Annotated in this window: 24 protein-coding genes; 12 read left to right on the forward strand and 12 right to left on the reverse strand. The window is 69.1% G+C overall.

What is annotated here, in order from left to right; all coding sequences use genetic code 11:
• Window positions 1–97: 97 nt before the first annotated feature.
• The gene (locus tag BWI15_RS27825) at window positions 98–1963 is read right to left on the reverse strand and encodes a DUF5107 domain-containing protein (RefSeq protein ID WP_077017520.1); all 1866 of its coding nucleotides are present in this window, start codon (window positions 1961–1963) and stop codon (window positions 98–100) included.
• A gap of 89 nt (window positions 1964–2052) precedes the next feature.
• On the opposite strand from BWI15_RS27825, the gene BWI15_RS27830 reads away from it, so the two are divergent.
• Window positions 2053–3708: an FAD-binding dehydrogenase gene (locus BWI15_RS27830; RefSeq protein WP_077017521.1), complete on the forward strand. Its 1656-nt coding sequence runs from the start codon at window positions 2053–2055 to the stop codon at window positions 3706–3708.
• Window positions 3709–3921: 213 nt separating this feature from the next.
• Window positions 3922–5079: a tannase/feruloyl esterase family alpha/beta hydrolase gene (locus BWI15_RS27835; RefSeq protein ID WP_077017522.1), complete on the forward strand. Its 1158-nt coding sequence runs from the start codon at window positions 3922–3924 to the stop codon at window positions 5077–5079.
• A 10-nt stretch (window positions 5080–5089) separates the two neighbouring features.
• Here the strand turns inward: BWI15_RS27835 and BWI15_RS27840 are convergent, their stop codons facing one another.
• Together BWI15_RS27840 and BWI15_RS27845 are read right to left on the reverse strand one after the other, a co-directional pair.
• The gene (locus tag BWI15_RS27840) at window positions 5090–6013 is read right to left on the reverse strand and encodes a serine protein kinase RIO (protein ID WP_077017523.1); all 924 of its coding nucleotides are present in this window, start codon (window positions 6011–6013) and stop codon (window positions 5090–5092) included.
• 150 nt (window positions 6014–6163) lie between these two features.
• Entirely contained in the window at window positions 6164–6916 is a 753-nt protein-coding gene (locus BWI15_RS27845; RefSeq protein WP_077017524.1) for an NIPSNAP family protein, read from the reverse strand.
• Between the two features lie 141 nt (window positions 6917–7057).
• Here BWI15_RS27845 and BWI15_RS40495 point away from each other — a divergent pair, with 141 nt between their 5' ends.
• Together BWI15_RS40495 and BWI15_RS27850 are read left to right on the forward strand one after the other, a co-directional pair.
• A complete protein-coding gene (locus BWI15_RS40495) occupies window positions 7058–7180 on the forward strand; it encodes a hypothetical protein (protein WP_269087194.1) in 123 nt (40 codons plus the stop codon).
• Window positions 7181–7185: 5 nt separating this feature from the next.
• A complete protein-coding gene (locus BWI15_RS27850; protein ID WP_077017525.1) occupies window positions 7186–7560 on the forward strand; it encodes a hypothetical protein in 375 nt (124 codons plus the stop codon).
• A gap of 60 nt (window positions 7561–7620) precedes the next feature.
• On the opposite strand, the gene BWI15_RS39535 is transcribed toward BWI15_RS27850, so the two are convergent.
• Window positions 7621–7764: a GPGG-motif small membrane protein gene (locus tag BWI15_RS39535; protein WP_012918574.1), complete on the reverse strand. Its 144-nt coding sequence runs from the start codon at window positions 7762–7764 to the stop codon at window positions 7621–7623.
• A gap of 274 nt (window positions 7765–8038) precedes the next feature.
• On the opposite strand from BWI15_RS39535, the gene BWI15_RS27855 reads away from it, so the two are divergent.
• The gene (locus tag BWI15_RS27855) at window positions 8039–9001 is read left to right on the forward strand and encodes a TIGR03557 family F420-dependent LLM class oxidoreductase (RefSeq protein ID WP_077017526.1); all 963 of its coding nucleotides are present in this window, start codon (window positions 8039–8041) and stop codon (window positions 8999–9001) included.
• A gap of 67 nt (window positions 9002–9068) precedes the next feature.
• On the opposite strand, the gene BWI15_RS27860 is transcribed toward BWI15_RS27855, so the two are convergent.
• The gene (locus tag BWI15_RS27860) at window positions 9069–9683 is read right to left on the reverse strand and encodes a UdgX family uracil-DNA binding protein (protein ID WP_077017527.1); all 615 of its coding nucleotides are present in this window, start codon (window positions 9681–9683) and stop codon (window positions 9069–9071) included.
• A gap of 173 nt (window positions 9684–9856) precedes the next feature.
• On the opposite strand from BWI15_RS27860, the gene BWI15_RS27865 reads away from it, so the two are divergent.
• Complete coding sequence (locus BWI15_RS27865) at window positions 9857–10651, forward strand: sigma-70 family RNA polymerase sigma factor (RefSeq protein WP_077017528.1); 795 nt, start codon at window positions 9857–9859, stop codon at window positions 10649–10651.
• Here the strand turns inward: BWI15_RS27865 and BWI15_RS27870 are convergent.
• From BWI15_RS27870 to BWI15_RS27890, 5 genes are all read right to left on the reverse strand, one after another.
• Window positions 10626–11321 (reverse strand): hypothetical protein, encoded by a 696-nt coding sequence (locus BWI15_RS27870; RefSeq protein WP_077017529.1) that lies wholly within the window; start codon window positions 11319–11321, stop codon window positions 10626–10628. The two genes, BWI15_RS27865 and BWI15_RS27870, sit on opposite strands and share 26 nt — an antisense overlap.
• Window positions 11322–11380: 59 nt before the next feature.
• A complete protein-coding gene (locus BWI15_RS27875) occupies window positions 11381–13762 on the reverse strand; it encodes a phosphoketolase family protein (RefSeq protein WP_077017530.1) in 2382 nt (793 codons plus the stop codon).
• A gap of 9 nt (window positions 13763–13771) precedes the next feature.
• Entirely contained in the window at window positions 13772–14944 is a 1173-nt protein-coding gene (locus tag BWI15_RS27880; RefSeq protein WP_077017531.1) for an alcohol dehydrogenase catalytic domain-containing protein, read from the reverse strand.
• Window positions 14945–14954: 10 nt separating this feature from the next.
• Complete coding sequence (locus BWI15_RS27885; RefSeq protein WP_077017532.1) at window positions 14955–15278, reverse strand: plasmid stabilization protein; 324 nt, start codon at window positions 15276–15278, stop codon at window positions 14955–14957.
• Between the two features lie 113 nt (window positions 15279–15391).
• Window positions 15392–16405: a DNA topoisomerase IB gene (locus tag BWI15_RS27890; protein WP_077017533.1), complete on the reverse strand. Its 1014-nt coding sequence runs from the start codon at window positions 16403–16405 to the stop codon at window positions 15392–15394.
• Window positions 16406–16555: 150 nt separating this feature from the next.
• On the opposite strand from BWI15_RS27890, the gene BWI15_RS27895 reads away from it, so the two are divergent.
• The 4 genes from BWI15_RS27895 (at window position 16556) to ku (ending at window position 19619) form a co-directional block, all read left to right on the forward strand.
• On the forward strand, window positions 16556–16729 hold the full coding sequence (locus tag BWI15_RS27895; RefSeq protein WP_077017534.1) for a CsbD family protein: 174 nt from the start codon (window positions 16556–16558) through the stop codon (window positions 16727–16729).
• 81 nt (window positions 16730–16810) lie between these two features.
• The gene (locus BWI15_RS27900) at window positions 16811–17689 is read left to right on the forward strand and encodes an alpha/beta fold hydrolase (protein ID WP_077017535.1); all 879 of its coding nucleotides are present in this window, start codon (window positions 16811–16813) and stop codon (window positions 17687–17689) included.
• 100 nt (window positions 17690–17789) lie between these two features.
• Complete coding sequence (locus tag BWI15_RS27905) at window positions 17790–18650, forward strand: hypothetical protein (protein WP_077017536.1); 861 nt, start codon at window positions 17790–17792, stop codon at window positions 18648–18650.
• Window positions 18651–18683: 33 nt separating this feature from the next.
• Window positions 18684–19619 (forward strand): non-homologous end joining protein Ku, encoded by a 936-nt coding sequence (gene ku, locus BWI15_RS27910; RefSeq protein ID WP_077017537.1) that lies wholly within the window; start codon window positions 18684–18686, stop codon window positions 19617–19619.
• A gap of 2048 nt (window positions 19620–21667) precedes the next feature.
• Here ku and BWI15_RS39865 read toward each other — a convergent pair.
• On the reverse strand, window positions 21668–23017 hold the full coding sequence (locus BWI15_RS39865; RefSeq protein WP_077017539.1) for an HNH endonuclease signature motif containing protein: 1350 nt from the start codon (window positions 23015–23017) through the stop codon (window positions 21668–21670).
• Between the two features lie 356 nt (window positions 23018–23373).
• On the opposite strand from BWI15_RS39865, the gene BWI15_RS27925 reads away from it, so the two are divergent.
• Both BWI15_RS27925 and BWI15_RS27930 read left to right on the forward strand, forming a co-directional pair.
• Window positions 23374–24228, forward strand: coding sequence for a hypothetical protein (locus BWI15_RS27925; protein WP_193432200.1), 855 nt, complete (start codon window positions 23374–23376; stop codon window positions 24226–24228).
• A gap of 60 nt (window positions 24229–24288) precedes the next feature.
• Window positions 24289–24699, forward strand: a complete 411-nt coding sequence (locus tag BWI15_RS27930; protein ID WP_237771490.1) for a GNAT family N-acetyltransferase — start codon at window positions 24289–24291, stop codon at window positions 24697–24699.
• On the opposite strand, the gene BWI15_RS27935 is transcribed toward BWI15_RS27930, so the two are convergent.
• The gene (locus tag BWI15_RS27935; RefSeq protein ID WP_077017542.1) at window positions 24657–25964 is read right to left on the reverse strand and encodes an MFS transporter; all 1308 of its coding nucleotides are present in this window, start codon (window positions 25962–25964) and stop codon (window positions 24657–24659) included. The two genes, BWI15_RS27930 and BWI15_RS27935, sit on opposite strands and share 43 nt — an antisense overlap.
• Between the last annotated feature and the right edge of the window lie 47 nt (window positions 25965–26011).

A 26011-nucleotide genomic window follows, 5' to 3' on the forward strand; every position in this document is an offset into this window, starting at 1 on the left:
CTGCGGCGGCCTTCGCCGCACGACGGTGAGACGCTGCCAGGAAGGACTCGGTTCCCAAGTCCTGACAAAGTTGCCGCCGGTGACCGGCCGGGTGCCGTCAGTCGCCGAACATGCCGAACTCGTACCGCGCCGGCACCGGCCGATCCGTGCCCAGCAATGCCTGCGCCTGCCGCCAGTAGTCGGCGAGCGGGTTCTCCCCTTCACGTACGCCGGCTGGCTCGATCCCCTCGTCGAGCAATCGCTCGGCGCCGGCTCCGTCACCGATCCGCAGCAGGTACCGGACCTTCGCGAGCCGGATCCGCTGGTCGTCGTCCGGAGCGCGGTCGAGGATTCGGCCGGCTCGTTCCGGCTCGGTCTCCACCGCAGCGGTCACCGCCTCGACCACCAGCGGCACGAGCTCGGGCAGCAACTCGGTCGCCCGCTCGTACGCCGCCAGGTCGCCGGTCACCACGGCCAGGTTCCGCAGCGCCCACGGGTTGTCGCCCGATCGGCGCCACGCTTCGACCGCGCCGGCTTCGTCGTCCGCGAACCACCGCGCGACACCTCGGTGGTACCAGGTCAGCCAGCTGTCCTCCGCCGCCTCCAGCAGGTCCTTCCAGCCGACCAGCGTCCCGTCCATCGCGCCGGGCGCCTCTCCGTGCAGTACCGGCAGCCAGGCTCGCTCCCGCTCGCCCATCGTCGACTCCGCGAACGGCGTTCCCGCTGACACCGTCCAGCCGGTTCGGGCCAACTCCAGGGCGCCCCAGCCCGACCCGGCCGCCAACTGCTCACCCGGCTTCGCGTCCGCGATCCCGAGCCAGGCCTGCTCGCGCTCTTCCAGGTCGGCCACCCGATCGGCCAGTACGGCGTCCGTGCCGGTCCGCGCCTCGTTCCACGGGCCGTGCGCGATGGCCGGGTCCACCGACAGGCGGCCGTACGCTTCCAGCCAGGTCCAACTGGTTGCTCCAGGCAACTTAAGGTGCTCGAGCTGGGTGCGCGCCAGGCCGGCCTGGATCTCGCAGTAGCCCGGACCTTGCAAGCCCGGCGACAACCACTCCTGCCAGCGCCGTCCTCCGCGACCCTCGCCCCAGACGAACAGCTTGCGCCCGCGAAGCCTCGCGGTTGATGCCTGCAGCAATCCGTTGCCTTCGGCATCCACTGCGGCGATCCACGGCCGTTGCTCCGGCAACGGTTCGAAAAAGAAGTCGACCGCGCGCCGGTGCCGCATCGGATAGGTCAGGTCGATGCCCTCGTACTCCGGCACGCCGACCAGGTCGAGCTTGTTGCCGTAGCCGAACCGCCAGGCCTGGTCGGCCGGAACCAGCACTCGCGTCCCCGGCGACTGCTCGACCGCGATGTTCGACCACCAGTACGCCGGGACGACGTCCGGCGACGGGTTCTGGATGCGCACGCCGACGTACAGCAGGTCGGAGCCGTCCGGGAGCCAGAAGTCGAGCTGGACGACGAGGTTGCGGCTGCGTTCCCACTCCCACAGCCGCAGGACCGGCCTACCGTCGGGGCCTTCGACGCGGGCGGCGTGCAGCGGGGAGCACGTGCCGGTCCAATGACCGGTGCTGCCGAGGTTCCACTCGACGCCGCCGGCGAACCAGGCGTTGCGCAGGGCAAGGTTCGCGGGCTGGATCACCGGGTTGCGGTAGAGCAGCTCCTGGCCGGCCGGTCGATGGACGAGCGAGTAGAGCCGGCCGCCGAGTGTCGGAAGGACGGTCGCGCGCAGGTGGTCGTTCTCCAGGACGAGCGTCGGCAGCGGCTGCTCGACGAGGGTCCGGCCGTAGCCGTCCTGGTCGAGGCAGGGCAGGACGCTGCGCAGTCCGCCGTACCGGATGTTCTCGGCGAGGTCGGGCGGGAGGGCGTCGAGGTTCTCGACGCGGTGCAGGTCGCGGTGTCCGCGCAGCGGTGGGAGCGGGTTCTCCGGACCGAGGTCGGCGACGGGCAGGGTCAGAGTCTGCGCGGAAAGGGTCGTCACGGTCTCGATTCTTGCAACACCGCGCAGCTACGGTCTACCGGTCGGGTTGTCTGGTATCCATGGACGACCGACGCGAGGAGACGGGTCCGATGGATGCAGATGTGATCGTCGTGGGAGCGGGGCTGGCCGGGCTGGCCGCCACCGCCGAGCTGGCCGACGCGGGACGCAAGGTGCTGCTGCTCGACCAGGAGCCCGAAGCGTCGCTCGGTGGGCAGGCGCACTGGTCCTTCGGCGGTCTGATGTTCGTCGACTCCCCCGAGCAGCGCCGGATGGGGATCAAGGACTCCCACGACCTCGCGCTGCAGGACTGGCTCGGATCGGCCGGGTTCGACCGGTTGGACGACGAGGACTTCTGGGCGCGGCAGTGGGCCGAGGCGTACGTCGACTTCGCGGCCGGCGAGAAGCGGCCCTGGCTGCACGCGCAGGGGGTGCGCTGGTTCCCGGTCGTCGGCTGGGCCGAGCGTGGGGGGTACAACGCGGACGGGCACGGCAACTCGGTGCCGCGGTTCCACATCACGTGGGGCACCGGGCCGGGGCTGGTCGCACCGTTCGAGCGGCGGGTCCGGGAAGCGGTCGCGAAAGGCCTGGTGGAGCTGCGGTTCCGGCACCGGGTCGACGAGCTGACTGTCACCGGCGGAGTCGTCGTCGGGGTCGCCGGCAAGGTTCTGGAGCCGAGTGAGTCCGCTCGCGCGGTGCCGAGTTCGCGGGTCGAGCTGGAGGACTTCGCGCTGACGGCGCAGGCGGTGATCGTCACCTCCGGCGGGATCGGCGGCAACCACGACCTGGTCCGCGAGCAGTGGCCGGCCCGGATGGGAAACCCGCCCAAGAACATGATCAGCGGCGTACCGGCGCACGTCGACGGCCGCATGCTCGCGATCACCGAGGCGGCCGGCGGCCGGTACGTGAACCGCGACCGGATGTGGCACTACGTCGAGGGCATCCAGAACTGGGACCCGATCTGGCCCATGCACGGCATCCGGATCCTGCCCGGGCCGTCGTCGCTGTGGTTCGACGCGACCGGGAAGCGGCTGCCGGTGCCGCTGTTCCCGGGCTTCGACACGCTCGGCACGCTCGAACACATCATGAGCACCGGCTACGACTACAGCTGGTTCGTGCTGACCCAGAAGATCATCGAGAAGGAGTTCGCGCTCTCGGGCCAGGAGCAGAACCCCGACCTCACCGGTAAGGACATCCGCGGCGTGCTCGGCCGCGCGCGCGGCGGGGCGACGGTGCCGGTCCGGGCGTTCATGGACAAGGGCGCCGACTTCGTCGTCAAGGACAACCTGGCCGACCTGGTGCGCGGCATGAACGCGATGACCGGTGAGAACCTGATCGACCTCGCGTCGCTGGAACAGCAGATCGTCGCGCGGGACCGCGAGCTCGCCAACACCTTCACCAAGGACCTGCAGATCACCGCCCTGCGCGGCGCCCGCAACTACCGTGGCGACAAGCTGATCCGGGTCGCCACCCCGCACCGCATCCTCGACCCCAAAGCCGGCCCGCTCATCGCCGTCAAACTCAACATCCTCACCCGCAAGTCCCTCGGCGGCCTCCAGACCGACCTCGACTCCCGAGTCCTCCGCCCCGACGGCACTCCGCTCCCCGGCGTGTACGCAGCCGGCGAGGTCGCCGGCTTCGGCGGCGGCGGAGTCCACGGCTACCGCTCCCTGGAAGGCACCTTCCTCGGCGGCTGCCTGTTTTCCGGCCGCACAGCCGGTCGCGCGGCGGCGAGGGCGGTCAGCTGAACGTTCCCCCATGCAGGCCCTCCCCTCGCTAGCGGGCGGAGGGTCTGACGGGCCCTGGCGCGGTCGGCGCCGTACGTGAACGGGCTGTCGCCAACGCACGCGGGCACCGTGTGGCGCCGGCCCACCCGGCCTGCAGTGGTTGTGGCCCCCGCACACCTCCACAACGGTCCGGCCGCCTCGTAGCTTGGCGCGCATCCGACTCCAGGAGGGTTCATGCGCCGCCTCGCCGCCTCGCTCGCCATCGTCCTTGTGACGTCCACCCTCGCGCTCCCCGCCGACGCCGGAGGCTGTCCACAGGTGCGGGTTCCAGGCGCCGAGTACGCCGAAGTCACCTGCCTGGACGACCTGACGACCGTCGGCGGCCGGACTAACCCGGCGGACTACGCGGGACTCACCCACTCCGCGCTGCCGCAGCCTGAGGCCGTCCCGGGGATCCAGGTGGACGGCTACTTTCCCGACACCTCGCGGACCAACGCCAACAACGGGTGGAACCACGACTCCCAGTTCGTGCTCCGTCTCCCCCATCGGTGGAACGGTGGGCTGGTGGTCGCCGGATCGCCGGGGGTCCGGGCGCAGTACGCCAACGATCGCGCGATCTCGGACGACGTACTGGCCAAGGGATATGCGTACGCGGCGACCGACAAGGGCAACACCGGTGCGGAGTTCTATCGCGACGGGACCAAGCCCGGCGACGCGATCGTCGAGTGGAACCATCGGATGACGGAGCTGACCAGAGCCGCACGCAAGGCGGTGACCCGGTACTACCATCGCGCGCCGCGTGAAGTGGTTGCCGCCGGCATCTCCAACGGTGGGTACCTGGTGCGGTGGCAGCTCGAGAACCACCCCGAGCTCTACACCCGCGGCGTCGATCTCGAAGGCACCCTGTGGAAGGCCGACGGGCCTAACCTGCTCAGCTTCCTGCCACCGGCGATCAGGGGCTACGAGCAACAAAACCCGAGCCTGATCGAGAAAGCCGGCTTCAACGCGAAGTCGAGCTTCCTGTGGGACTACCACTACACCGTCTACTGGAAGCTCACCCAGCGGATCTACGCCGCCGAGCTCGACCCGACCTACACCGGCACCGAAGCCGCCTACGACTACAGCGCAAGACCCCAAGCCCAGCAGGCAGTACGGCGTATCGCGCTCACCGGCAAGATCGGCAAGCCGCTGACCACCATTCACGGCACCTTCGACAGCCTGCTGCCGATCACGCAGGACTCCGACGTTTACGCCGCGATGGTGCGTCGCGCCGGTCGCGAGCACCTGTTCCGGTACCAGCGGGTCGAGGCGGGCAATCATGTCGACGGTCTCGTCGACGCCTACCCCGACCGGCTGGTCCCGCTGGTTCCCCTGTTGCGCAAGGCGATCTAGCAGCCCGACCCTAGAAGACCATCGACAGCAGGTCGGCGAACAACTCCTGCTCGTCGACCTCCAGTCCGCGGTTGGTGAACCAGGTCGCCATGTTGTGGCAGTCCCTGAGCAGGAAGTCCATGCCTTTGGGATTGCCGACGATGTCGAGCACCTGCGGCAGGTCGATCATCACGATCCGGTCGGGCTGGGCGAGCACGTTGAACGGCGAGAGGTCGCCGTGGGCCAGCCCGGCCCGGGCCAGTTCGCGCATCCCGTCGCGGACCTGCTCGAAGTACAGCTCGAGCACCTGCCTGGACGGCCGGACCTGGGCGAGCCGGGGTGCGGCGCCGCCTTCGCCGTCGTCGATGAACTCCATCAGGAGTTCGGTGCCGTCGACCTGCACGGGATACGGGACCGGGACTCCGGCCTTCCACAGCCGGCACAGCGCTTCCCACTCCGCGTAGGCCCACTGGCCGGCGGCGACGCTGCGGCCGTGCGAGGTCTTTTTCGCCATCGCGCGACTGTCGCGGCTGTTGCGGGTCCGGCGGCCTTCGACGTACGCCGTACTGCGGTGGAACGTCCGGTGTTCCTCGGTCCGGTACCGCTTGGCCGCGAGCAGCGACGAGCGGGCCGGGTTGCCGCCGATGGCGTCGACGGCGCGTTCGAGCAGGAAGACGTCGGCTTCCTTGCCGGTCTTGAGAATGCCGAGCTCGGTGTCGATCGCGGCTTCTTCGGTCACGACCCAGTCAGGGCGTGGCTTGGGGCCGCGCGCGCTGCGCTCGACGTCCAGCCAGGTCGACCAGCGCTGATCGGGACCCAGGCGTTCGTCGACGGCCGAGAACTCGAAGACGAAGGCTTCGTCGACGGCCTGGTCGTCGGTGGACCGCTGCTCGGGCAGGTCGGTCCAGTTGAGGTCAGAAAGTTCGTGCGTGGTGCGGAAGACGTCGGAAGACATCTGATGTGCTCCTGGAGCTAGAGGTGAGTCTGACGCGGGCAAGCCGCAGCACAGTGATGGCCATTCGTCAGCCCTCCTCAGGTCCAGGCAGCGCTTCTCGCTGCACGAGCATGCTCAGGATGCACGGCCCTACCGGGCAATGCAATTGATTTATCGGCCCAGCTTTTGTCGGCCCAGCTGCGAACGCGTGGTCGGGCGGAGCCGCAGCTCCTGGGTCGGCTTGCTGCAGCGGCGTTCCAGCTCGGCGGCGATCTCCGCCCAGGACGCCGACTTGGCCAAGCGCGCCCGGTGCTGCTGGTACGCCGTGTCGTCGGCGAACACCGCAACCCAAACGAGCACGGTCTCGTCGCGCAAGGGCAACGCGGGGAAGTTGTTCTCGACCGGCAAGGTCTCGAAGATCCCAGCGAACCGCACGCCGGCGTCGGCCAGGGCCGGCTCAACCCGCTCGGTGAAGAACTCGACGAACCCGTCGTCATTCGGCACCCGGTGGTAGACCGCGCCGGCGACCACCGTGTCGCGGGCCTCCACAGCGTCCTCCGGCACAGCGTTGACCGGCAGCCGTGGCGAGTCGAGCGCCGGCCAGTCCGCCCCGAGCGCGAGCGGACGAAGCAGCAGCGCGTTGTCGGAGTCCTTCATCGTGGCGTTCGCCTCGGCGGAGTGCGCCTTCCAGACCGGCCCGGAGTAGAACCCCCGCAACGCCTCGGCCCGCGCGTCCAGACTGGCGAACCCGCGCAACCACACGAACTGGTTCTCGTCGTCGAGGTCGCGGAACTGCCCGCACACGTGCATGCCGTACGCCTCCTGCCCCTCGACGAACTCGCGGTCGAACAGCGTGATCAGGTCGTCGCGGCGGCCGTCGTACAGGGTGTACTGACGCAGGTCGAGTACGGCGCAACAGTCCATCGAGCGTTTCCTCCAGGTCGGTGAGAACCCCAGTCAAGCGCCGAAACCTGACAACCGCTGTCAGTGATCGGCCGGCCGGTTCGTCCGCGCCACCGTGGGTACCGGCCTGGGGACCAGGCAGAGTCGACTCTGGGGAGCCTGATGATCGACCAGAAGCGCCTTGCGACCTACCTGCAGGATCACTACGCCGGATCCTCCGCCGCGATCGAACTGTTCCGGCGGGCCGCCGACCAGCAGAGCGACCGGTCACCCGGACCGCGCTGACCGCGATGTCGGAGCGGATCGAGCACGAGCGGACCGTGCTGGCCAAGTACCTGGCCGTCGTCGACGCGAAGCCGGATCCGGTGAAGAACGCCAGTGCTTGGGTGGCGGAGAAGCTCGGCCGGTTCAAGCCGAACGGCGAACTGGTCCGGCGATCGCCGTTGAGCGACGTGACGGAGCTGGAGATGCTGCGCATCACCGTCGAGGGCAAAGCGGCCGGCTGGCGGGTACTGCGATCGCTGTCGACGGAGGAGAAGGGGTTCGACCCCGTCGAGCTGGACGGGTTACTGGCCGACGCGCAACAACAGCTCGAGGAGCTGGAGCAATTACGGATGCGCGCGGCGGACCGGGTTTTCCGCACTCGGGCTGAGCCCTTGCCGTGATCCACCCCCGGACGGGCCGAGGGCCGCGGCGGATGCCGCGGCCCTCGGTCGTTCAGAGGATCAGGTGAAGATGCTGACACCGCCGGGCCCGACCAGCAGGCCTACGACGATCAGTGCGGCGCCCATCAGGAGCTGGCCGCGAACGAGCGAGACGATTCCTGAAATGACGAGGATCGCCGCGATGATCCAGAGCACCAAGCCCATGGTCGTTCCTTTCTCGACGGCCGGGCGACCTGCCCGGCGGCTGTACCCCGTTGGTCTTGCAGCGGTTTCCCGCCTCACATCATGTGCCCGGCCCCCAACAGGTCAAACGGTCACAATTCGATCCGATTTCCGGGCAACCGTTTCCCGACACGACCGGCCACGGACAGCAACCGGCACCGCTGAGCGGCTCGGCAGTGCGCAGGGGTGAATGCCCGGCCGCCCGCCGGGCACCGGGCAGACACATCCCGAAACGCCCGCGAGTGGAGGAGACGTTGTGAAGATCGGCTATTTCCTGTCCAGCGAGGAGTACACGCCGGCCCAGCTGATCGAGCAGGCCCGGCTGGCCGAGGAGGCCGGGTTCGACGGGCTGTGGATCAGTGACCACTTCCACCCGTGGAACGACGAGCAGGGCCAGAGCGCGTTCGTCTGGTCGACGATCGGCGCGATCTCCCAGGTCTGTGAGCTGCCGGTCACCACGGCGGTCACCTGCCCGACGGTCCGGATCCATCCCGTGGTGATCGCGCAGGCGGCCGCGACCAGCGCCGTGCTGCTGAACGGCCGGTTCACGCTCGGCATCGGGACCGGCGAGGCGCTGAACGAGCACGTGCTCGGCGACGTCTGGCCGACCGTCGACGTCCGGCTGGAAATGCTGGAAGAAGCCGTCGAGATCATGCGCCGGCTCTGGACCGAGGACGGCTTCGTGTCGCACCGCGGCAAGCACTACACCGTCGACACCGCGCGGATCTACACCCGGCCGGACAGCCCGCTGCCGATCTACATGTCCGGTTTCGGACCGCAGGCGACCGACGTGGCCGCGCGGATCGCGGACGGCTACATCACCACCTCACCAGACCAGGAACTGCTCAACCGCTTCCGCACCAACGGCGGTGGCGCCAAGCCGGCTCAAGCGGGCTTCAAGGTCAGCTACGCCCCGACCGAGGAGGAAGGCGTCGAGCAGGCGCACCGGATCTGGGCCAACTCGGGGCTGCCCGGCGAGCTCGCCCAGGTGCTGCCGTCGCCGCGTCACTTCGAGCAGGCCTCTCAGCTGGTCACCAAGGAGTCGACCGCCGAGTCGATCGCCGCGGGGCCCAAGGCCGACACGCACCTGGAGGCCTTCAAGCCGTACCTCGAGGCCGGGTTCGACGAGGTGTACGTGGCCAACATGGGGCCGCACACGATCGACATGATGAACCTGTACCGCGACGAGATCCTGCCCGAGCTGCGCCGCGCCAAGTAGCTCGCCGTACGTGCGCGCCGCCGCAGCCGGGCCACACCCTGGCCGCGGCGGCCACCGCACGTGAGGGCTACAGCATCGCCGCGGCAGCGCGCAGGTCGTCGACGAACAGCTCGAAGTCCCGGCGATACTCCCGCGACCGCACCACCGAGGACGGATGCACGGTGGCGGTGGCCGGCGTCCCGTCGGGCAGTTCGACCGGCTCGCCTCGGTGCTGGGTCACCTTGAAGCCGGTCCCGAGCACCGCCCGCGCCGCGATCGAGCCGAGCACGACCACCAGCGCGGGCTTCACGATGCCCAGCTCGGATCGCAACCAGGGGCTGCAGGCAACGATATGACCGACGGCCGGCGTCTTGTGGATCCGCCGCTTGCCCTGCCGCTCGAACCGGAAGTGCTTGACCGCGTTGGTCAGGTACACGTCGTCGCGTTCGATGCCCGCGGCCACCAGTGCCTTGTCCAGCAACCGTCCGGCGGGCCCGACGAACACGTGCCCTTCCTTGTCCTCGACGTCGCCCGGCTGCTCACCGATCAGCATCATCCGGGCCCGCGCCGGCCCCTCCCCCGGTACGACGTGCTCCGCGTCCTGCCACAGGTCGCAGCCGCGGCACGTCGGCAGCGCGGCCCGCAACGCCCGCAGCCCACCGCGATCCGGGACGAACTTCTCGGCACCAGTGAAGTCGTTCACAGTCCACCTGGTTCCCGGGCGGCGGCAAGCCTATTCCCAGGCGGGCGCCGGTCAGGTTTCAAACACCTGTAACGCAGGAGGGGTTGCGTCGGTCCAGCAGGTTTGGTCTGGTGGAGCCGAGGGGCTCAGCCATGACGCCACCTCCGCAGGAACGACACGACGAGGTTTGCCCCGTGACGATCGCACCTGTACAACCGGCCGGAACCAAGCAGCAGATCGCCGATCAGACCCAGGAACTGCTGGAGCGGGCCGCCGGCCTGCCGGAACCCCAACGCCAGGACCTGCTCGACCAGGTCGTCCTCCTGAACGCTCCGATCGCTCGCTCGATCGCCTCCCGCTACCGCCGCAAGGGCGTCGACGCCGACGACCTCGAGCAGGTCGCCTGCCTCGGGCTGGTCAAGGCCGCCAACGGCTACCGCCCGGACGAGTCGAGCACCTTTCTCGCGTACGCCGTACCGACGATCCGCGGCGAGCTCAAACGCTACTTCCGCGACTGCGCCTGGACCGTGCGTCCGCCGCGCCGGGTCCAGGAGATGCAGGGCACGATCGCGGCCGCCGAGCCGGAGCTGACCCAGAAACTCGGGCACCTGCCTTCGGACCGCGAGACCGCCGAGGCGCTGGGCACCGCACCGGACGAGGTCGCGGAGGCGATGTCGGTCCGCAACTGCTTCAGCACCCTGTCGCTGGACGCTCCCGGTTCAGCCGACGGCGGCGTGACGCTGATGGAGACCGTCGCCGACGCCGAACAGGGCTACGAGCTGGTCGAGAACGTGCACACCCTGACTCCCGTCGTCTCCGACCTGGACGACCGTGAACGCCGCATCCTCGAGCTGCGGTTCTGCAACGGCTTCACCCAGGAGGAGATCGGCAACGAGCTCGGCGTCAGCCAGATGCAGGTCTCCCGCCTGCTGCGCGGCATCCTCGAACGCCTGCGCGCCGAGCTCAGCGCTCCCCAACCACAAGGCTGACGACGTACCCGAGCACAGCGGTCATCGCGAGCAGCTCGCCGCCGTCCTCGAGCAGATGCAGGAGCTGCAACCCGCTGTCGCCGACGCCCGTCGCCAGTCCGTCGACGAGCATCCCGAACACCGCCAGCAGCAAACTCAGCCCGAACAGCCGCCGGTACGTCGCCCGCGTCCGCGCGGTGCCGCGCAGATAGCCCCACACCAGTAGGGCCAGCAGCACCAGTCCGACCGACAACGCGAAGCCCAGCTCGCCGAGATCCTGCAACCGCACTCCGGCGAACACCAGCTGCTCGGGCGAGCGGCCCGTCGCGCCGACCAGCGCCGTACCGGCAGCTTCGTGCAGGCCGAAGAAGTCATCGACCAGCAGGTATCCGAACAGCAGCGCCCACGGCAGGTACGACCGCCGCCGGCCGAACAACCCGAGCCAGACCAGCAGCAGGACGGCCCAGAACAGCTGCACGTAGCCGAAGCTCTCCGCGATGCCGTGGTCGCTGGAGATGTTGAAGGCCGCCGACTTCACCACGGGAACCCGCAGGCCGACCTGGACGCTGCGGTGGGCCAGATGCAGCACGAGCATCACCAGGTCGGTGCAGACCAGCAGCCCGATCACCAGCTGCGTCGGCCCGAGCGCTGCCGGCGCCAAGCGGCTGGGAATCGTCGTGGAAACGGCCATAAGGGGTCATTGTGCAGACCCGTCCCGCTCCCGGCCAGAGCTGGGAGATGAGAAAACGCTCAGCCGCGGCGACCCCAGCGCCAGTCACGGACCTCCGGAAGGTCCTCGCCGTACGTCGTCGTGTGGGCGCGGTGCCGTACGCGCTGGTCGGCGAAGTACTGCCGGGCCTTCACCGCCCGCGTCCCCAGCGTCGGCACCCGGTCGATCACGTCCATCGCCAGGTGGTACCGGTCGAGGTTGTTCAGCACGACCATGTCGAACGGCGTGGTCGTGGTGCCCTCCTCGATGTACCCGCGCACGTGCAGGTTGTCGTGCCCGGTCCGCCGGTAGGTCAACCGGTGGATCAGCCACGGGTAGCCGTGGTACGCGAAGATCACCGGCTTGTCGGTGGTGAACAACGCGTCGAACTCCGGACCGGACAGCCCGTGCGGGTGCTCGGTGGAGTCGGGCAGCCGCATCAGGTCGACCACGTTGACGACCCGGATCTTCAGCTCCGGCAGGTGCTCGCGCAACAGGTCGACGGCGGCGAGCGTCTCCAGCGTCGGGACGTCGCCCGCGCACGCCATCACCACGTCCGGGTCACCGTTGTCGTTGGACGCGAAGTCCCAGACCCCGATCCCGCGCGCGCAGTGCAGCGCGGCCGCCTCCCAGTCCAGCCAGTTCGGCTGGGGTTGCTTGCCGGCGACAACGACGTTGACGTAGTTCCGGGTCCGCAGGCAGTGGTGCATGGTGGACAGCAGGGTGTTGGTGTCCGGCGGCAGGTAGACCCGGACCACCTCGGCCTTCTTGTTCATCACGTGGTCGATGAACCCGGGATCCTGGTGCGAGAACCCGTTGTGGTCCTGGCGCCAGACGTGCGAGGTGAGCAGGTAGTTCAGCGACGGGATCTTGCGCCGCCACTCCAGCCGGTTGATCGTCTTCAGCCACTTCGCGTGCTGGTTGACCATCGAGTCGACGATGTGCACGAACGCCTCGTACGACGAGAACAGCCCGTGCCGCCCGGTCAGCAGATAACCCTCGAGCCAGCCCTGGCAGGTGTGTTCGCTCAGCATCTCCAGGACCCGGCCGTCCGCCGCGAGATGCTGATCGGTGTCCCGCGTCTCGCCGAGCCACGCCTTGCCGGTCACGTCGTACACGGCGCCCAGCCGGTTCGACTCGGTCTCGTCCGGCCCGAATAACCGCAGGTTGTGGTGCGACTCGTTCAGCACGAACGCGTCCCGCAGGTACTGCCCGAACACCTTCGTCGGCTCCCCGTCCTCGGCCCCCGGCAGCTTCACCGGTACGGCGTACTCGGCGGGGTCCGGCAGTTCCAGGTCGCGGGTCAGCACGCCGCCGTTCGCGTGCGGGCTCGACCCCATCCGCAGCGACGGGTTCGGGGCCAGTTCGAGCACGCTCGCCACCGGACGCCCATCGGCGTCGAAGAGCTCGTCGGGCCGATAGCTGCGCAGCCAGTCCTCCAGCTGCCGAAGATGATCTCCGTTCGTCCGTACCCCCGACAACGGGACCTGGTGGGACCGCCAGGTGTCCTCGACCGGCTCGCCGTCGACGGTGTGCGGACCGGTCCAGCCCTTCGGCGTTTTCAGCACGATCATCGGCCAGGCCGACCGGGCCGGCGTCGAGCTGCCGGCTGTGCGTGCCTCGAGCTGGATCTCGTCGATCCGGTCCAGGCACCTGTCCAGCGTCGCCGCCAGTGCTTGGTGCACGGTTGCCGGATCCGATCCCTCGACCAGGTACGGCTCGTGGCCGACGCCGCGCAGGAACGCGGTCAGCTCCTCGTCGCCGATCCGCGCCAGCACCGCGGGGTTGGCGATCTTGTAGCCGTTCAGGTGCAGAATCGGCAGCACCGCGCCGTCGCGGCGCGGGTCGAGGAACTTGTTCGAGTGCCAGGACGTGGCCAGCGGCCCGGTCTCGGCCTCGCCGTCGCCGATCACGCAGGCGACGACCAGGTCGGGGTTGTCGGCGGCCGCGCCGTACGCGTGACTCAGCGAGTAGCCCAGCTCGCCGCCCTCGTTGATCGAACCGGGCACCTCGGGTGCGACGTGACTCGGGATCCCGCCGGGGAACGAGAACTGCTTGAACAACCGCGCCATCCCCGGCTCGTCCTGCGTGGTGTTCGGGTACGTAGCGGTCCAGCTGCCCTCCAGCCAGGTGTTCGCGACGATCGCCGGCCCGCCGTGGCCCGGCCCGATCACGTACATCAGCTCGCGCTCGCGCTGGCGGATCACCCGGTTGAGGTGGGTGTAGACGAGGTTCAGCCCGGGTGTCGTGCCCCAGTGGCCGAGCAGGCGTGGCTTGATGTGCTCCGGCCGCAGCGGCTCCCGCAGCAAGGGGTTGGCCAGGAGGTAGATCTGGCCCACGGACAGGTAGTTGGCAGCTCGCCAGTACGCGTCGAGGCCCTGCAACTCCTCGTCGCTCAACGGTGTGGCGTCGACTTGTTGCACGCGACCCTCCTAGGGCTTCAGCAGTATCTTGACCGCGCCGTCCTGCTTCTTCTGGAACATCTCGTACGCCGCGGGGCCCTCGCTCAGGTCGAGGTGGTGGGTCGCGAAGCTCTCCACGCCCAGGACGTCGGTCTCGTCCAGCAGCGGCAGGATCTGGTCCGACCAACGGTGCACGTTGGCCTGTCCCATCCGGAGCTGGATCTGCTTGTCGAACATCGTCATCATCGGCAGCGGGTCCGCGCCACCGCCGTACACGCCGCTGAGCGAGATCGTGCCGCCGCGGCGGACCACGTCGATCGCCAGGTAGACCGCGGCGAGCTGCTCGACGCCGATGGTCTCCATCATCTTGCGCTGGAGCGCGTCCGGCAGCAGACCGACCGCCTGCTGGGCGAACTTGGCCTTCGGCGAACCGTGCGCCTCCATGCCCACCGCGTCGATCACCGAGTCCGGGCCGCGGCCGTCGGTCAGCGTCCGGATCGCCTCGGCGACGTCGTCGGAGTACTCCAGCGTCTCGACACCGTTGCGGCGCGCGCGTTCCAGCCGCTCGGCGACCAGGTCGACCCCGATCACCCGCAGACCGCGGTGCATCGCGATCCGGGTCGCCATGTCGCCGATCGGGCCGAGGCCCAGCACGAGCAGCGTGCCGCCGTCCGGCACCGCGGCGTACTCGACCGCCTGCCAGGCCGTCGGCAGCACGTCGGACAGGTAGACGAATCGGTCGTCCCGCGGGCCGTCCGGGACCTTGATCGGCCCGTACTGCGCCTGCGGGACGCGCAGGTACTCGGCCTGGCCGCCGGGGACCTGCCCGTACAGCTTCGTGTAGCCGAACAGCGCTGCGCCCATTCCCTGCTCGCGGACCTGCGTGGTCTCGCACTGGGTCTGCAGGTTCTGGTCGCACATGTAGCAACTGCCGCAGGCGATCTGGAAGGGCACCACCACCCGGTCACCCGGCTTCAGGTTCGTCACCGCGGATCCGACCTCCGCGACCACGCCCATCGCCTCGTGCCCGAGGATGTCCCCTGGATCCAGGTACGGCGCCAGCACCTCGTACAGGTGCAGGTCGGACCCGCAGATCCCGGTCGACGTGACCTTGATGATCGCGTCGGTCGGCTGCTCGATCGTCGGGTCCGGCACCTCGCCGTACTCGATCTTGCGCTTGCCCTGCCAGGTCAGTGCCTTCACGCGGGACTCCTTAGCGGCCGACGGCCTTTTCCAGCTCGGCCTTCGTCATCTTCGAACGGCCCTTGATGTTCTTCTGCTTGGCCTCGTTGTAGAGCTGGTCCTTCGTCCGGCCGCCCGAGCCCTTGTGCGAGCGCAGGCCACCGCGCCGCGACGACGACATGTCCTGGGTGGAACTGCGGCTCTTCTGCTTCGCCTCACCGGAGCGGGCCCGTTCCTTGTTGACCGTCCGGGCGGCGATCTCCTCAGCGGTGTCCTCGCTGCGACCACGCTTCTTCAGTCCGGCCTTGATGTGCTCGTACTGCCGCTCACGCTTTTTGTTCGAACCTGCGGGCATGGCTGGCTCCTTTCGTGCACTGATCGCCCGGTACCCCATGGGTCCGCGAGCAATCACCTCCGGTGGGTCAGTCCAGTGGAGCCGGCACCGCGTTCGCCGGGCGGTCCGCCCGGCTACTCGCGAGAGTCCTGGTCCAGGAGCTTGTTGACCGATCGCTCGACCTTCGCCCGGATCTCGGGGTCGTCGAGATCGTCGACGTCCGCCACGTTCTCCGGGATGGTCCGGCCGCGCTCGTACTGGTCCACCACCCGTGGATCGACGTACGACGCCTTGGCCACCGTCGGGGTGTTGCCGAGGTGTTCGGAGACCTCCGTGAGCATGTCCTTCACGGCCGCGTTCAGGGCCTTCTTGGTGCTCGGCGGATCGGCCTGGGCCAGGTCCACCGCGGCGTGCACGGTGGCCGTCCAGGTGCGCAGGTCCTTGACCGTGTAGTCGTCGCCGACCAGCTCGTGGAACCGCTGGTTGATCATCGACGCGTCGATCTCCTTGTACGCCGAACCTTCGCGGTAGACCAGCAGCCGCGGGTTGTCGTGCTTACCGCGCTTCAGCGATCGGACCGCGGCGGTGAGGCGTTCGTCGTCCAGCTCCAGCTTCCGTTCGATCCCACCCTTGGCGACGAAGTCGAAGACCAGCTTGCCGCGCTGCACCTTCACGTCGTCGCGCAGCAGGGTCGCGGCGCCGCGGCTGCCGTACTCCTCGGCGTACCGGGTGTTGCCGGTCCGGAAGACGCCGTAGTCGAGCATGCGCAACGCGACCGCGAGCACCTTGTCCCGGCCGAGGCCTTGGGCGCACAGGTCTTTGTCGATCGCCTCCCGGAACGCCGGCAGCTTGCGCGCCAGCTGGCGTACGCGGTCGTGCTTGTCCGCGTCCTGGGAGGTGCGCCAGTCGTCGTGGTACAGGTACTGGCGCCGGCCGGCCTCGTCGGTGCCGATCGCCTGGATGTGGCCGTTCGGGTACGGGCAGATCCAGACGTCCTTCCAGGCCGGCGGGATCGCCAGGGTCCGGATCCGTTCGAGGATGTCGGGATCGTCGATCCGCTTCCCGTCCTCGTCGTGGTAGCTGAAGCCCCGGCCGCGGCCCTTGCGGGACAGGCCGGGTTCATCGGGTTTGGAACGCCTCAGACGCATACCGGTCGGTACCCCGGCCGCATGCATGAATGGGCACCCGAGGGGCACCGGGCGGCTGTCCGACCAGCACATGCCCTGCGAGCAAGGCATGTCGTGCGATCGACGCATGCTGTGCTACCGACGCAACGGGGCACCACAGAGGAGGCACCGATGGGTATCGGCGACAAGATGAAGAACGCGGCCGAGAGCGCCAAGGGCAAGATGAAGGAGCGCACCGGCGACGCGACCGACAACGAAGACCTGCAGGCCGAGGGCCAGGTCGACAAGACCAAGGCCGATCTGAAGCAGGCCGGCGAGAAGGCCAAGGACGCCTTCCGCGAGTGACCGTCCGCCTCTGAGCTCCACGGATCCCCGCCGCTGAAGGTCTGGTGGTGGGGATCCGCTCTGTCCGGGTACCGGCCGGCCATGTTCGAAGACTTCACCCTGGACCGGATCACCGTCGGTGACATCACCCTGCGCGTCCGGTACGGCGGCTCGGGGCCGGCCGTCGTCCTGCTGCACGGGCATCCCCGCACGCACACCACCTGGTACGCCGTCGCCCCGGCCCTGGCCGATGCCGGGTTCACCGTCGTCTGCCCCGATCTGCGCGGCTACGGCGAATCGAGCAAACCCGTCACCGACGCCGACCACACGCCGTACTCGAAACGCGCGATGGCGGGCGACGTCGTCGGACTGATGGATGCCCTGGGCCACGACACGTTCGCCGTCGCCGGGCACGACCGGGGTACGTACGTCGCGTACCGGACCGCCCTCGACCACCCGGACCGGGTCAGCAAGCTGGTGGTGATGGACGGCGTACCGGCGGTCGAGGCACTGGAACGCACCGACGCGAAGTTCGCGGCGATGTGGTGGCACTGGTGGTTCTTCGCCCAGAGCGCGAAACCGGCCGAGCGGGTGATCTGCGCCGACCCGGAAACCTGGTACGAAGCCTGGACGTCGAACTCGCCCGAGGCGCTCGGACCGGAGAACCATGCCGACTTCCTGGCCGCGATCCGCAACCCCGCGACCGTGCACGCGATGCTCGAGGACTACCGGGCCGGGCTCGGGGTGGATCGCCGGGCCGACGAGGACGATCGCGCCGCCGGACGGCAGATCCGGTGCCCGGCGATGATGCTGTGGTCGACGCGGGACGACATGGAGGAGGTGTACGGCGATCCGCTGGAGGTGTGGCGGCCGTGGTGCCCGCAGATCGTCGGGCACGGTATCGATTCGACTCACCATGTCGCCGAGAACGCTCCGGGTGAGCTGGTGAAGAGCTTGGTGGACTTCCTGCGGGACGCCTGACCGGTGGTCGCGCCTGGCTCCGGCAGACCGCCGGATCCTCGGTCTGTCCTCGCAGTGACACTGTGGCCTTTCGGCAGGTCTGCCCTGTAGCGTCGCCTGCGTGGACTTCGAGGAGGCGGCGGACGCGCTGTACGCGGCGCCGGCGGCCGACTTCATTGCTACCCGCAACGAGCTGGCCAAGCAGCTGAAGGCCGACGGCGACCAGCTGGGGTCGACCCGGCTGAAGGCGTTGCGCAAACCGACCGTCGCCGCCTGGCTGACCAATCTGGTCAGCCGCGAGCGCCCGGACGAGATCGACGACCTGCTGGCGCTCGGCGACGAGTTCCGCGAGGCGACCGCGGACCTCGACGGCGAACGGTTGCGCGAGCTGACCCCGAAGCGGCACAAGGCGATCGACGCCCTGGTCAAGGCCGCCAACGAGCTCGCCACCGAGCACGGTCAGAAGATCAGCGCGGACGTCGGGCAGAAGCTGCGCGAGACGCTGGACGCCGCCCTGGTCGACCCGGCGGCGGGCGACGCCGTACGGGAGGCGCGGCTGAGCAGCGCGCTGCGGCACGTCGGATTCGGCGTGGTGGACGAGAACGGTGAGCCGTCGAACGTCACGCCGCTGACCGACGAGCGCCGGCAGCGCGCGAAGGAACGGCGGTCGAAGACGCGGGAGGTCGAGGACTCCGCGAAGGAGTCGGCGGCCGAGAAAGCGGCGCGGGAGAAGGCGGAGCGCGAGGAGGAGAAGCGCAAGGCCGCCGCCCAGCGCGAGTTCGAGGCCGCGGTCAAGGCGGCGGAGAGCGCCGAGGCGACCGTCGAGGAGCTGGACGCGCAGCTGACCGACGCCCAGGAGGCGCTGGAGCACGCCCGCGAGGAGGTCCGCCGGCTGACCGCGGAGCTCGACGAGGCGAAGAAGGTCGCCCGGGAGGCGCAGAAGGAGAGCCGCGAGGCGCGGAAGCGCTACAACCGGTTGTAGCTGGGTACTTGCGGTACCGGAGAGGAGCTGGTGATGGCGAGGTCGATCTGGAGCGGGTACATCAACTTCGGGCTGGTGTCGGTACCGGTCGGGCTGTACAGCGCGACCGAGGAGCACGAGCTCGACTTCCACCAGTTCCAGCGTGGGACGTCGGACCGGATCCGCTACAAGCGGGTCAACGAACGGACCGGCCGCGAGGTCGACTACGACAAGATCGTCAAGGGCCACGACGTCGGCGGCGGCGAGTACGTGATCGTCGAACGCGAGGAGCTGGAGGACATCGCGCCCGGCAAGTCCCGCTCGCTGGAGATCTCCGACTTCGTCGACCTGGACGAGATCGACCCGATCCACTTCCAGAAGAGCTACTACCTGGCGCCCTCGGACTCCGAGAACGCGTCGTCGTACGCGCTGCTGCGGGACGCCCTGGCCAAGACCAACCGCGCCGGCATCGCGACGTTCGTGATGCGCAGCAAGGAGTACCTGGCAACGATCCGGGCCGACGGCAAGGTGCTCGTGCTGGAAACGATGTTCTTCGCCGACGAGATCCGCGACCCCGCCAAGGAGGTCGGCGACCTGCCGGCCAAGACCTCGGGCAAGCAACTCAAGATGGCCACCGACCTGATCGAGGCGATGAGCGGCAAGTGGCGCCCGAAGGACTACAAGGACAGCTACACCGAACGCGTGAAGAAGCTGGTGGAGTCCAAGCGCAAGGGCAAGGAAGTCGTCTTCACCGAGGAGGAGCCGGAGGCGACCTCGAGCACCGACCTGGTCTCCGCCCTGCGCGCCAGCGTAGAAGCCGCCCGAGCCCGCCGCGCCGGCGGCGGCGCCGCCAAGAAGACCGCCGCCAAGAAAACCACGGCGAAGAAGTCCGCCGCCAAGAAGTCGGCCACCAAGAAAACCGCGGCCAAGAAAACCACCACGAAAAAGAGCACCACGAAGAAATCAACCACCAAGAAGAAGGCCGCGTAGCCGGCGCCGTCTCGAGGTCGATGCGCAGCTTGCCATCCCCAGAGCAGCCGCACCAACGACGGATTCGCCGCAACTGGGAGAACGATCAGGCGATCGTGCTGGACGTCGTTCTGGCGGGGCGAGTACTACCAGCCAGCGCTGGCCTTCAGCAGGACTGGCGTAACCACGACGAAGACCGCCGCGCCCGCATCTCCGTCCGCGACGCCGTCGCAGCCTTCGCCAAGGGCCGCCCACATCGCCACCCAGCACGCCACTGGCCGCCACTGGCCGCCACTGGCCGCCAACGATCAGCGGTCACCCCAGTGCACATCGGCACGGGCCGATCCGGCGCCAAGGTTGCCATTTCCGAATATGCCGAGGCGAACGATCTGTCAGCAGCATCGACCACCTCGTACTGGCCAAGATCCACACAAGCCAGGCACAGCGCCGCCTGCTTCGCGTGCAAGGCACGGATCACGGGCACGCGTCAGCAGCATCGTCTCGGGCACCACCCCGATCCGCGCGCTGATCGACGAGGCAGGCGCACTCGATGGAGGAAGTGGGCGGGACCCCCCGAACGCCGATCACCGAGCACGGCTCGCCGGTGAACGAAGTGGTGACGGACCACCGAGCGGTTCACCGAGAACGGCTCACCGAGAAGTCGGTGATCGACGCGCAGGCGCGGCATCCGCCGTGGACGACCGCTCGTCGCGGTGAATCAATCCCTATGGGTGACCTGCGGTGAAGGCACGGGAACACCGCACGCGTCAGCCGCCATCGTCTCGGGCACCGCCCGAATCGCGCTGATCGACGAGCCTGCCGCACTCGTCGGAGGAAGGGACGGGACCAGCGAATGCCGTTCACCGATTACGGCTCCCCAATGGACGAAGCGGTGACGGGACAACCGAGCGGTTCACCGAGAACGGACCCCGCGCAGTCGGTGATCGCCGTGCAGGCGCGCCACCCGGCGTAGACGACCGCTCGTCGCGGTGAGTCGATCCCCAGGCGCGACCTGCTGGTGAAGGCACAGGAACACCGCACGCGTCAGCGGCGTCGTCTCGGGCACCGCCGCTCCGATCCGCGCACTGATCGACGAGGCAGGCGCACTGGATGCAGGAAGTGGGGCGGGACCACCGATCGCCGGTCACCGACCACGGCTCGCCGGTGGACGAAGTGGTGATGGACCACCGAGCGGTTCACCGAGAACGGGCCCCGCGCGGTCGGTGATCGCCGCGCAGGCGCGGCATCCGACGTAGACGACCGCTCGTCGCGGTGAGCCGATCCCCAGGCGCGACCTGCTGGTGAAGGCACAGGAACACCGCACGCGTCAGCACCGTCGTTTCGCGTCGGGCACCGCCCCGCTTCGCGTGCTGATCGACGAATGCCCGCCTGGCTGACACCGGAGAAGGCATCACCACCGACGAGCTCCAGCTCGCCGCCCGCAACCACGGCATCTCGCTGGAGGCGCTGGGCTACGACCTGACGCCAGCCGGCCCCGCTCGATGTACGGGGTGATGACGGGGACCACCGAACAACGGTTCATCGAGCACGGGTCGCCGCGGAGGCGGTGGATCGCCTGCAGGCGCAACCTCCGCCGTAGGCGGCCGCTCGGTGCGGTGAATCGGTCCCACGGCGTGACGGCATGGTGCACTGCCCGTGGAGGGACAAGGCGTCCAGCACACGACGCCGTTGCGCCTCGAGCGCGCCGCCGGCGGTCGCCCACCTTTCTGTGCCGGCAGTGCGCGGCTCGGCGGGAGCACCACGGGCAACTCCCGACGTCCGACTGGTTGGTGTAGTAAGCCGAGCCCGGTTCAGGCGGCGCTGGGACGTCCGGACAGCATCGCGTCGCGGGACGCCGTCATCTCGTGCAGCACCTGGTGATACCGCTCCGAGGCTGGAAGCTCCACGACACGACGGCTGCCGCCGAGACCGCGAGATCCGGCTCGTTCGAGAGCACCGGAGCAGCGGCCGTTGCGTCCACCAGATCTATGGTCTGGCGAGCAGCACGGAGCCGAGCACCCGAAGCGACCCGACTCGTCTCGGCGCAGGTGTCTGTGGGCGGTGTGGTGTCACGGGGGTTTGTCCGGGCTGGCCCAGGTGGGTCGGTTGGGGTGGGGGTGGCCGTGGTGGGTGGTGATGGTCCAGTGGCCTTGGTGGACGTCGATGTGGTGGGCCTTGCAGAGCAGGGCGAGGTTGGTGAGGTTGGTGGGGCCGCCGTCGGCCCAGTGGATGAGGTGGTGGGCTTCGCACATTGCGGGTGGGGCTTGGCAGATGATGCAGCCCCGGTCGCGGGTGTTCAGGGCTTGGCGGATGGCTCGGGTGACGAAGCGGTGTTCGGTGCCGACGTCGAGGGGTTCGGAGGCTGAGCCGAGGACCAGGGGGATGATGCCGGCGTCGCAGGCGAGGCGGCGGATGGTGGCGGTGGACAGGGTGGCGCCGGAGGCGAGGGTGCCGACGCCGGTGCCGGCGGTCAGGTCGTTGAGGTCGATGGTGACGGTGATGTGGGGTTTGATGTCGCCGTGGGCGGGTGCCGCGGTGCCGGTGGACGCGGCAGCGGTGAGGATGGTGGTGAGGGCGTCGGCTTGGCGTTTGCCGCGGCTGCGGGGGTCGCGGGTGCCGTCGGGGGCGAGGTGGGGTTTGGCGCCGGCGAAGATCAGGGTTTGCAGGAGTTCGGCGTGTTCGCCGGCTAGGTAGCCGCCGAACTCGACGCCGTAGTCGCCGCGTTTGAGCCAGAGGGTTTCGGCGGTCATGGCGCGCACTTCGGCGGGTTCGGGGCCGTCGGTGTCGAGGGTGTCGCGGACTCGTTTGCCGAGTTTGCGGAGTTCGGCCGGCGACAGTAGTTGAGCGGCGCGGACCATTGCGCGTTCGGCGACTTGGAGGTCGGCGACCGGGACCATCGCGGTGGTGGGGATTCGTTCCAGGGCGGTGACAATCGCCTCCGCCTGGCCGGGATGCAGCACTAGGTGCCTGGCAACAGCAGAGCCTGGGGTCACGGCCTTGGGCGTGAGGGAGGCATCGGCTGCGGGCGTCGGGGCGGGATCGGTGGCGGCGAGGGCGGCGGTCGCGGCGCCCGGGGCGGTCGCGGCAGGCGGGGCGGTCGGGGCAGCGATGTTCGCTGGATCGGTGGCGCCGGGTGAGGTCTGGTGAAGGGCCGCCTCGACGTCGGAGTACTTCGGGAGTGCGGTGGCCAGGCGGAGGTCTCGGCGGACCTCGGTGGGGTCCAGGCGGTGGCATAGCGCGATGAGTTGGATGGTGTCTCGGGCACCCACGTCAGCAGCATGACCGTTCGCGTCCAGGGCGGCCAGGAGCTGCAGCCGGTAGGTCTGCAGGTGGGCGATCTGGGCGTGGACAGCGTCGAGCGTCGACAGCATCTCGCTGCCACTCATCGACCAGATCGGTCGCTCGTCGCAAAGGCCCATGGAGAACAGTCTCCAGGAAGGCACCGACAGTTTCTGGCCGGAAAGCGCTTATTTACAAGAGAAATTGGGTTGATGTCCGGAAGCGGTCAGGCGCTTCGAGGCTTGTGTTGCGAGGGACGGCTGTGGCGACTGGGAGACAGGCAGGGACGCTGCGGCGGTGATGCGCTGGTACGGCGTGGTCACGGTGAGCGTTTGCCGTCGCCGCAACGGCGCTCAGGTGATGTGCCACAGGCCAGGTTCTGCGATGTCAGGAACCGCAGTAGTTGCTCGTTCGTTCTGGTCTTGTCGGCGCTGCGGGTGGAGATTGGTGGTGACCGGCTGGGGATCGGGCTGGTTTTCCGTGGTGCGAAGGTCGAGTGAGTTCGGCGATGACACGTTTTCCCAGGGCGCGGCGTGCGGCGGTGGCGGCCGGCGTGGGGGTCGGCACGGCCGGTGCTCTGGCGGCGGTGTTGCTGCTCGGGCCTGTTGCGGCGGTGGCTCTGCTCGGGATTGTCTTTGCGTTGGTCTGGCCGCTTGCCGCGGTGATCAAGCACCTAGCCGATGAGCCGATTCCTCACTCGTCGGCGAGCATCGCCGCCTACGCCGCGGGGGCTGTGTTGTGTCTGCCGGGCGTGGTGCGGCTGATCACTTGGGGTGCGGTTGGTTTTTCGATCGCGGTGCTGGTGGCGGCTGTCTTTGTGGGCGTCGACCTGCTGGTCGCGAGCCGGCGCGAGCGGCAGAACCGCAGGTTCCTTCGCGAGCTCGGTACCAGCCTTCACAGACCTGAAGATCACCCCGGTCTCGGCCCGGAGGAAGCCGAAGCCGCTTTGCACGAAGGCCCGGACGAGGAGCTGGACGACGAAGCGCTGATCGCGTCCCTGCGCTGCCCGCTCAGCATCGAGGAACTCTGCGCCGTCTGGAGCGAAACCTCCGCGACCCTCGCCGCCGACGCCGGACTGCGCGACCGCCAGGCCGTCGCGGAGGTCCGGCGGATCTGCCTCGACGAGTTCGAACGCCGCAATCCCACCGGCTTCCACCAGTGGCTCGAAGCCGGCGCTCCGGCCGACGCCGGCGCCTACTTCCTCGCGCGCCCCGGCTCAGACTCCGACCCACACACCGGCCCGGATCCCGGCCCCGGCCAGGGCCCCGGTCAAGGCCCCGGCTCCGGCTCCGGTCAAGGCCCCGGCCCCGGCCAAGGCCCCGGCCCCGGCCAAGGCCCCGAACCAGCATGATCAGATAACCAAGTGCCCCCCACCATCAGACCCAGAACCACCCACGACCTCATCACCTGCGTGACCCTGCTCCGCCACGTCCACGAAGCCTCCGGCTACCCCGTCAACTGGCCGGCCGACCCCCAGCTCTGGCTGACCCCACCCAACGCCCTCAGCTGCTGGGTCATCACCGTGAACAACGAAGTAGCCGGCCACCTAGCCGTCACCCAAACCGACAGCGCAGCCCTCGTCGAGCGACTCTTCGTCGACCCCCAGCAAACCGGCCAAGGCCTCGGCCGCAAACTCCTCGACCACGCCCGCCGCACCGCCGCCGAGCACCACCTCGACCTCACCCTCGAAGTCGCCGACAACTGCACCGCCGCGATCGCCCTCTACCGCCGAGCCGGCTGGCGCGAGACCGCCCGTACGCCGATCGACTGGGGCGGCGATCAGGCCTCGGCCGTGATCAGCTTCTCCGCGCCCTCGTCCTGATCGAGCGGGTGCGCGAGCTCGTCCGAGCGCATCCGCCCGAACCAGATCACCACGAACGACACCACCGCCGGCCCGACTCCCGCGACGACGAAGACCGCGGTCACCCCGAACCACGAGCCCGCCGGCCCGGCCAGCGCCATCGACACCGGCATCAGCAGCAGCGAGACGAAAAAGTCCAGGCTGGCGATCCGCCCGCGCAGGTGGTCCGGGACCCGGCGTTGCAGCAGCGTCCCCCAGATCACCATCGCCGCCGATCCGGTCGCGCCGACCACCGCGGCGCCGGCCATCATCAGCCACAGGTCCTGCGCGAACCCGAGCACCACGAACGGCACCGATCCCAGGCCCCACATCAGCGTCATCACGGTCAGGTACCGCCGCGGCAGCGACCGCGACGAGATCACCAACGCCCCGGCCGCCCCACCGATCCCGAACGCCGCCATCACCAGCCCGAACTCCCGCGCGTCCCCACCCAGCTGGTCCCGGATCGCGAACGGCAAGAGCACCTCCAGCGGCCCGAGGATCAGCAGCACGAACACCGTCCCGAACAACAACGACGCCAGCAACCACCGCGTACGCCGTACGTAGCTCCAGCCCTCCCGCAGATCCGCCACCATCGCCCGTACGCCGGTCGGCGCCGCCTCATCCGCGCCATCCGAAGAAGCCGGCTCGTGCCGCAGGTTCATCGCCAACACACACGCCGCCGAGAACAGGTACGTCAGCCCCGCCACCAGAATCGCGACCCCGGGCGAGATCGCGGCGATCACCAGACCGCCGATCACCGGCCCGGTCGCCTGCTGTGCCAGCGGCCGCAGCGTGCCCTCCAGCCCGTTGGCCGCGAGCAGTTCGTCGGCCGGCAGCAGCCGAGGCACCAACGCCGTGTACGCCGGAATCAGGAACGCCTCCCCGGCCCCGACCAGCACCGCGGCCGCCGCCAGGTGCCAGATCTCCAGCACCCCGACCAGCGCGAGCGCCGCGAGACCGAGCAGCACCACTCCTCGAACCGAGTCGGCGACGACGATCACCGTGCGCTGAGGCAGCCGGTCGGCCGCGATCCCGCCGAACAGCACACAGATCAGCAGCCCGATGCTGTACGCCGTGGTGACGACGGACAGCTGCACGGGACCGCCGCCGAGCTCGATCACCTGCCAGGCCAAGGCGACCAACCACAGACCGCTGCCGAGCAGCGCGACGGCCAGCCCGGTCCAGAGCAGCCGGTAGTCGCGATGCCGCAGCGGCCGTACTGCCTTCCAGCGGAGCTCGCTCACGATGCACACCTCAAGAGTTGACAGCGAAACTATTCTCCCAACACCTT

The sequence above is a fragment of the Kribbella sp. ALI-6-A genome (genome assembly GCF_001984195.1).
Classification (GTDB): domain Bacteria; phylum Actinomycetota; class Actinomycetes; order Propionibacteriales; family Kribbellaceae; genus Kribbella.

Excerpts from the sequence above, each read along its gene's own strand:
- BWI15_RS27830 (WP_077017521.1), top strand. The coding sequence starts at position 2,053 with ATGGATGCAGATGTGATCGTCGTGGGAGCGGGGCTGGCCGGGCTGGCC.
- BWI15_RS27835 (WP_077017522.1), top strand. The coding sequence starts at position 3,922 with ATGCGCCGCCTCGCCGCCTCGCTCGCCATCGTCCTTGTGACGTCCACC.
- BWI15_RS27840 (WP_077017523.1), bottom strand. The coding sequence starts at position 6,013 with ATGTCTTCCGACGTCTTCCGCACCACGCACGAACTTTCTGACCTCAAC.
- BWI15_RS27845 (WP_077017524.1), bottom strand. The coding sequence starts at position 6,916 with ATGGACTGTTGCGCCGTACTCGACCTGCGTCAGTACACCCTGTACGAC.
- BWI15_RS40495 (WP_269087194.1), top strand. The coding sequence starts at position 7,058 with ATGATCGACCAGAAGCGCCTTGCGACCTACCTGCAGGATCACTACGCC.
- BWI15_RS27850 (WP_077017525.1), top strand. The coding sequence starts at position 7,186 with ATGTCGGAGCGGATCGAGCACGAGCGGACCGTGCTGGCCAAGTACCTG.
- BWI15_RS39535 (WP_012918574.1), bottom strand. The coding sequence starts at position 7,764 with ATGGGCTTGGTGCTCTGGATCATCGCGGCGATCCTCGTCATTTCAGGA.
- BWI15_RS27870 (WP_077017529.1), bottom strand. The coding sequence starts at position 11,321 with ATGGCCGTTTCCACGACGATTCCCAGCCGCTTGGCGCCGGCAGCGCTC.
- BWI15_RS27885 (WP_077017532.1), bottom strand. The coding sequence starts at position 15,278 with ATGCCCGCAGGTTCGAACAAAAAGCGTGAGCGGCAGTACGAGCACATC.
- BWI15_RS27890 (WP_077017533.1), bottom strand. The coding sequence starts at position 16,405 with ATGCGTCTGAGGCGTTCCAAACCCGATGAACCCGGCCTGTCCCGCAAG.
- BWI15_RS27895 (WP_077017534.1), top strand. The coding sequence starts at position 16,556 with ATGGGTATCGGCGACAAGATGAAGAACGCGGCCGAGAGCGCCAAGGGC.
- BWI15_RS27900 (WP_077017535.1), top strand. The coding sequence starts at position 16,811 with ATGTTCGAAGACTTCACCCTGGACCGGATCACCGTCGGTGACATCACC.
- ku (WP_077017537.1), top strand. The coding sequence starts at position 18,684 with ATGGCGAGGTCGATCTGGAGCGGGTACATCAACTTCGGGCTGGTGTCG.
- BWI15_RS39865 (WP_077017539.1), bottom strand. The coding sequence starts at position 23,017 with ATGGGCCTTTGCGACGAGCGACCGATCTGGTCGATGAGTGGCAGCGAG.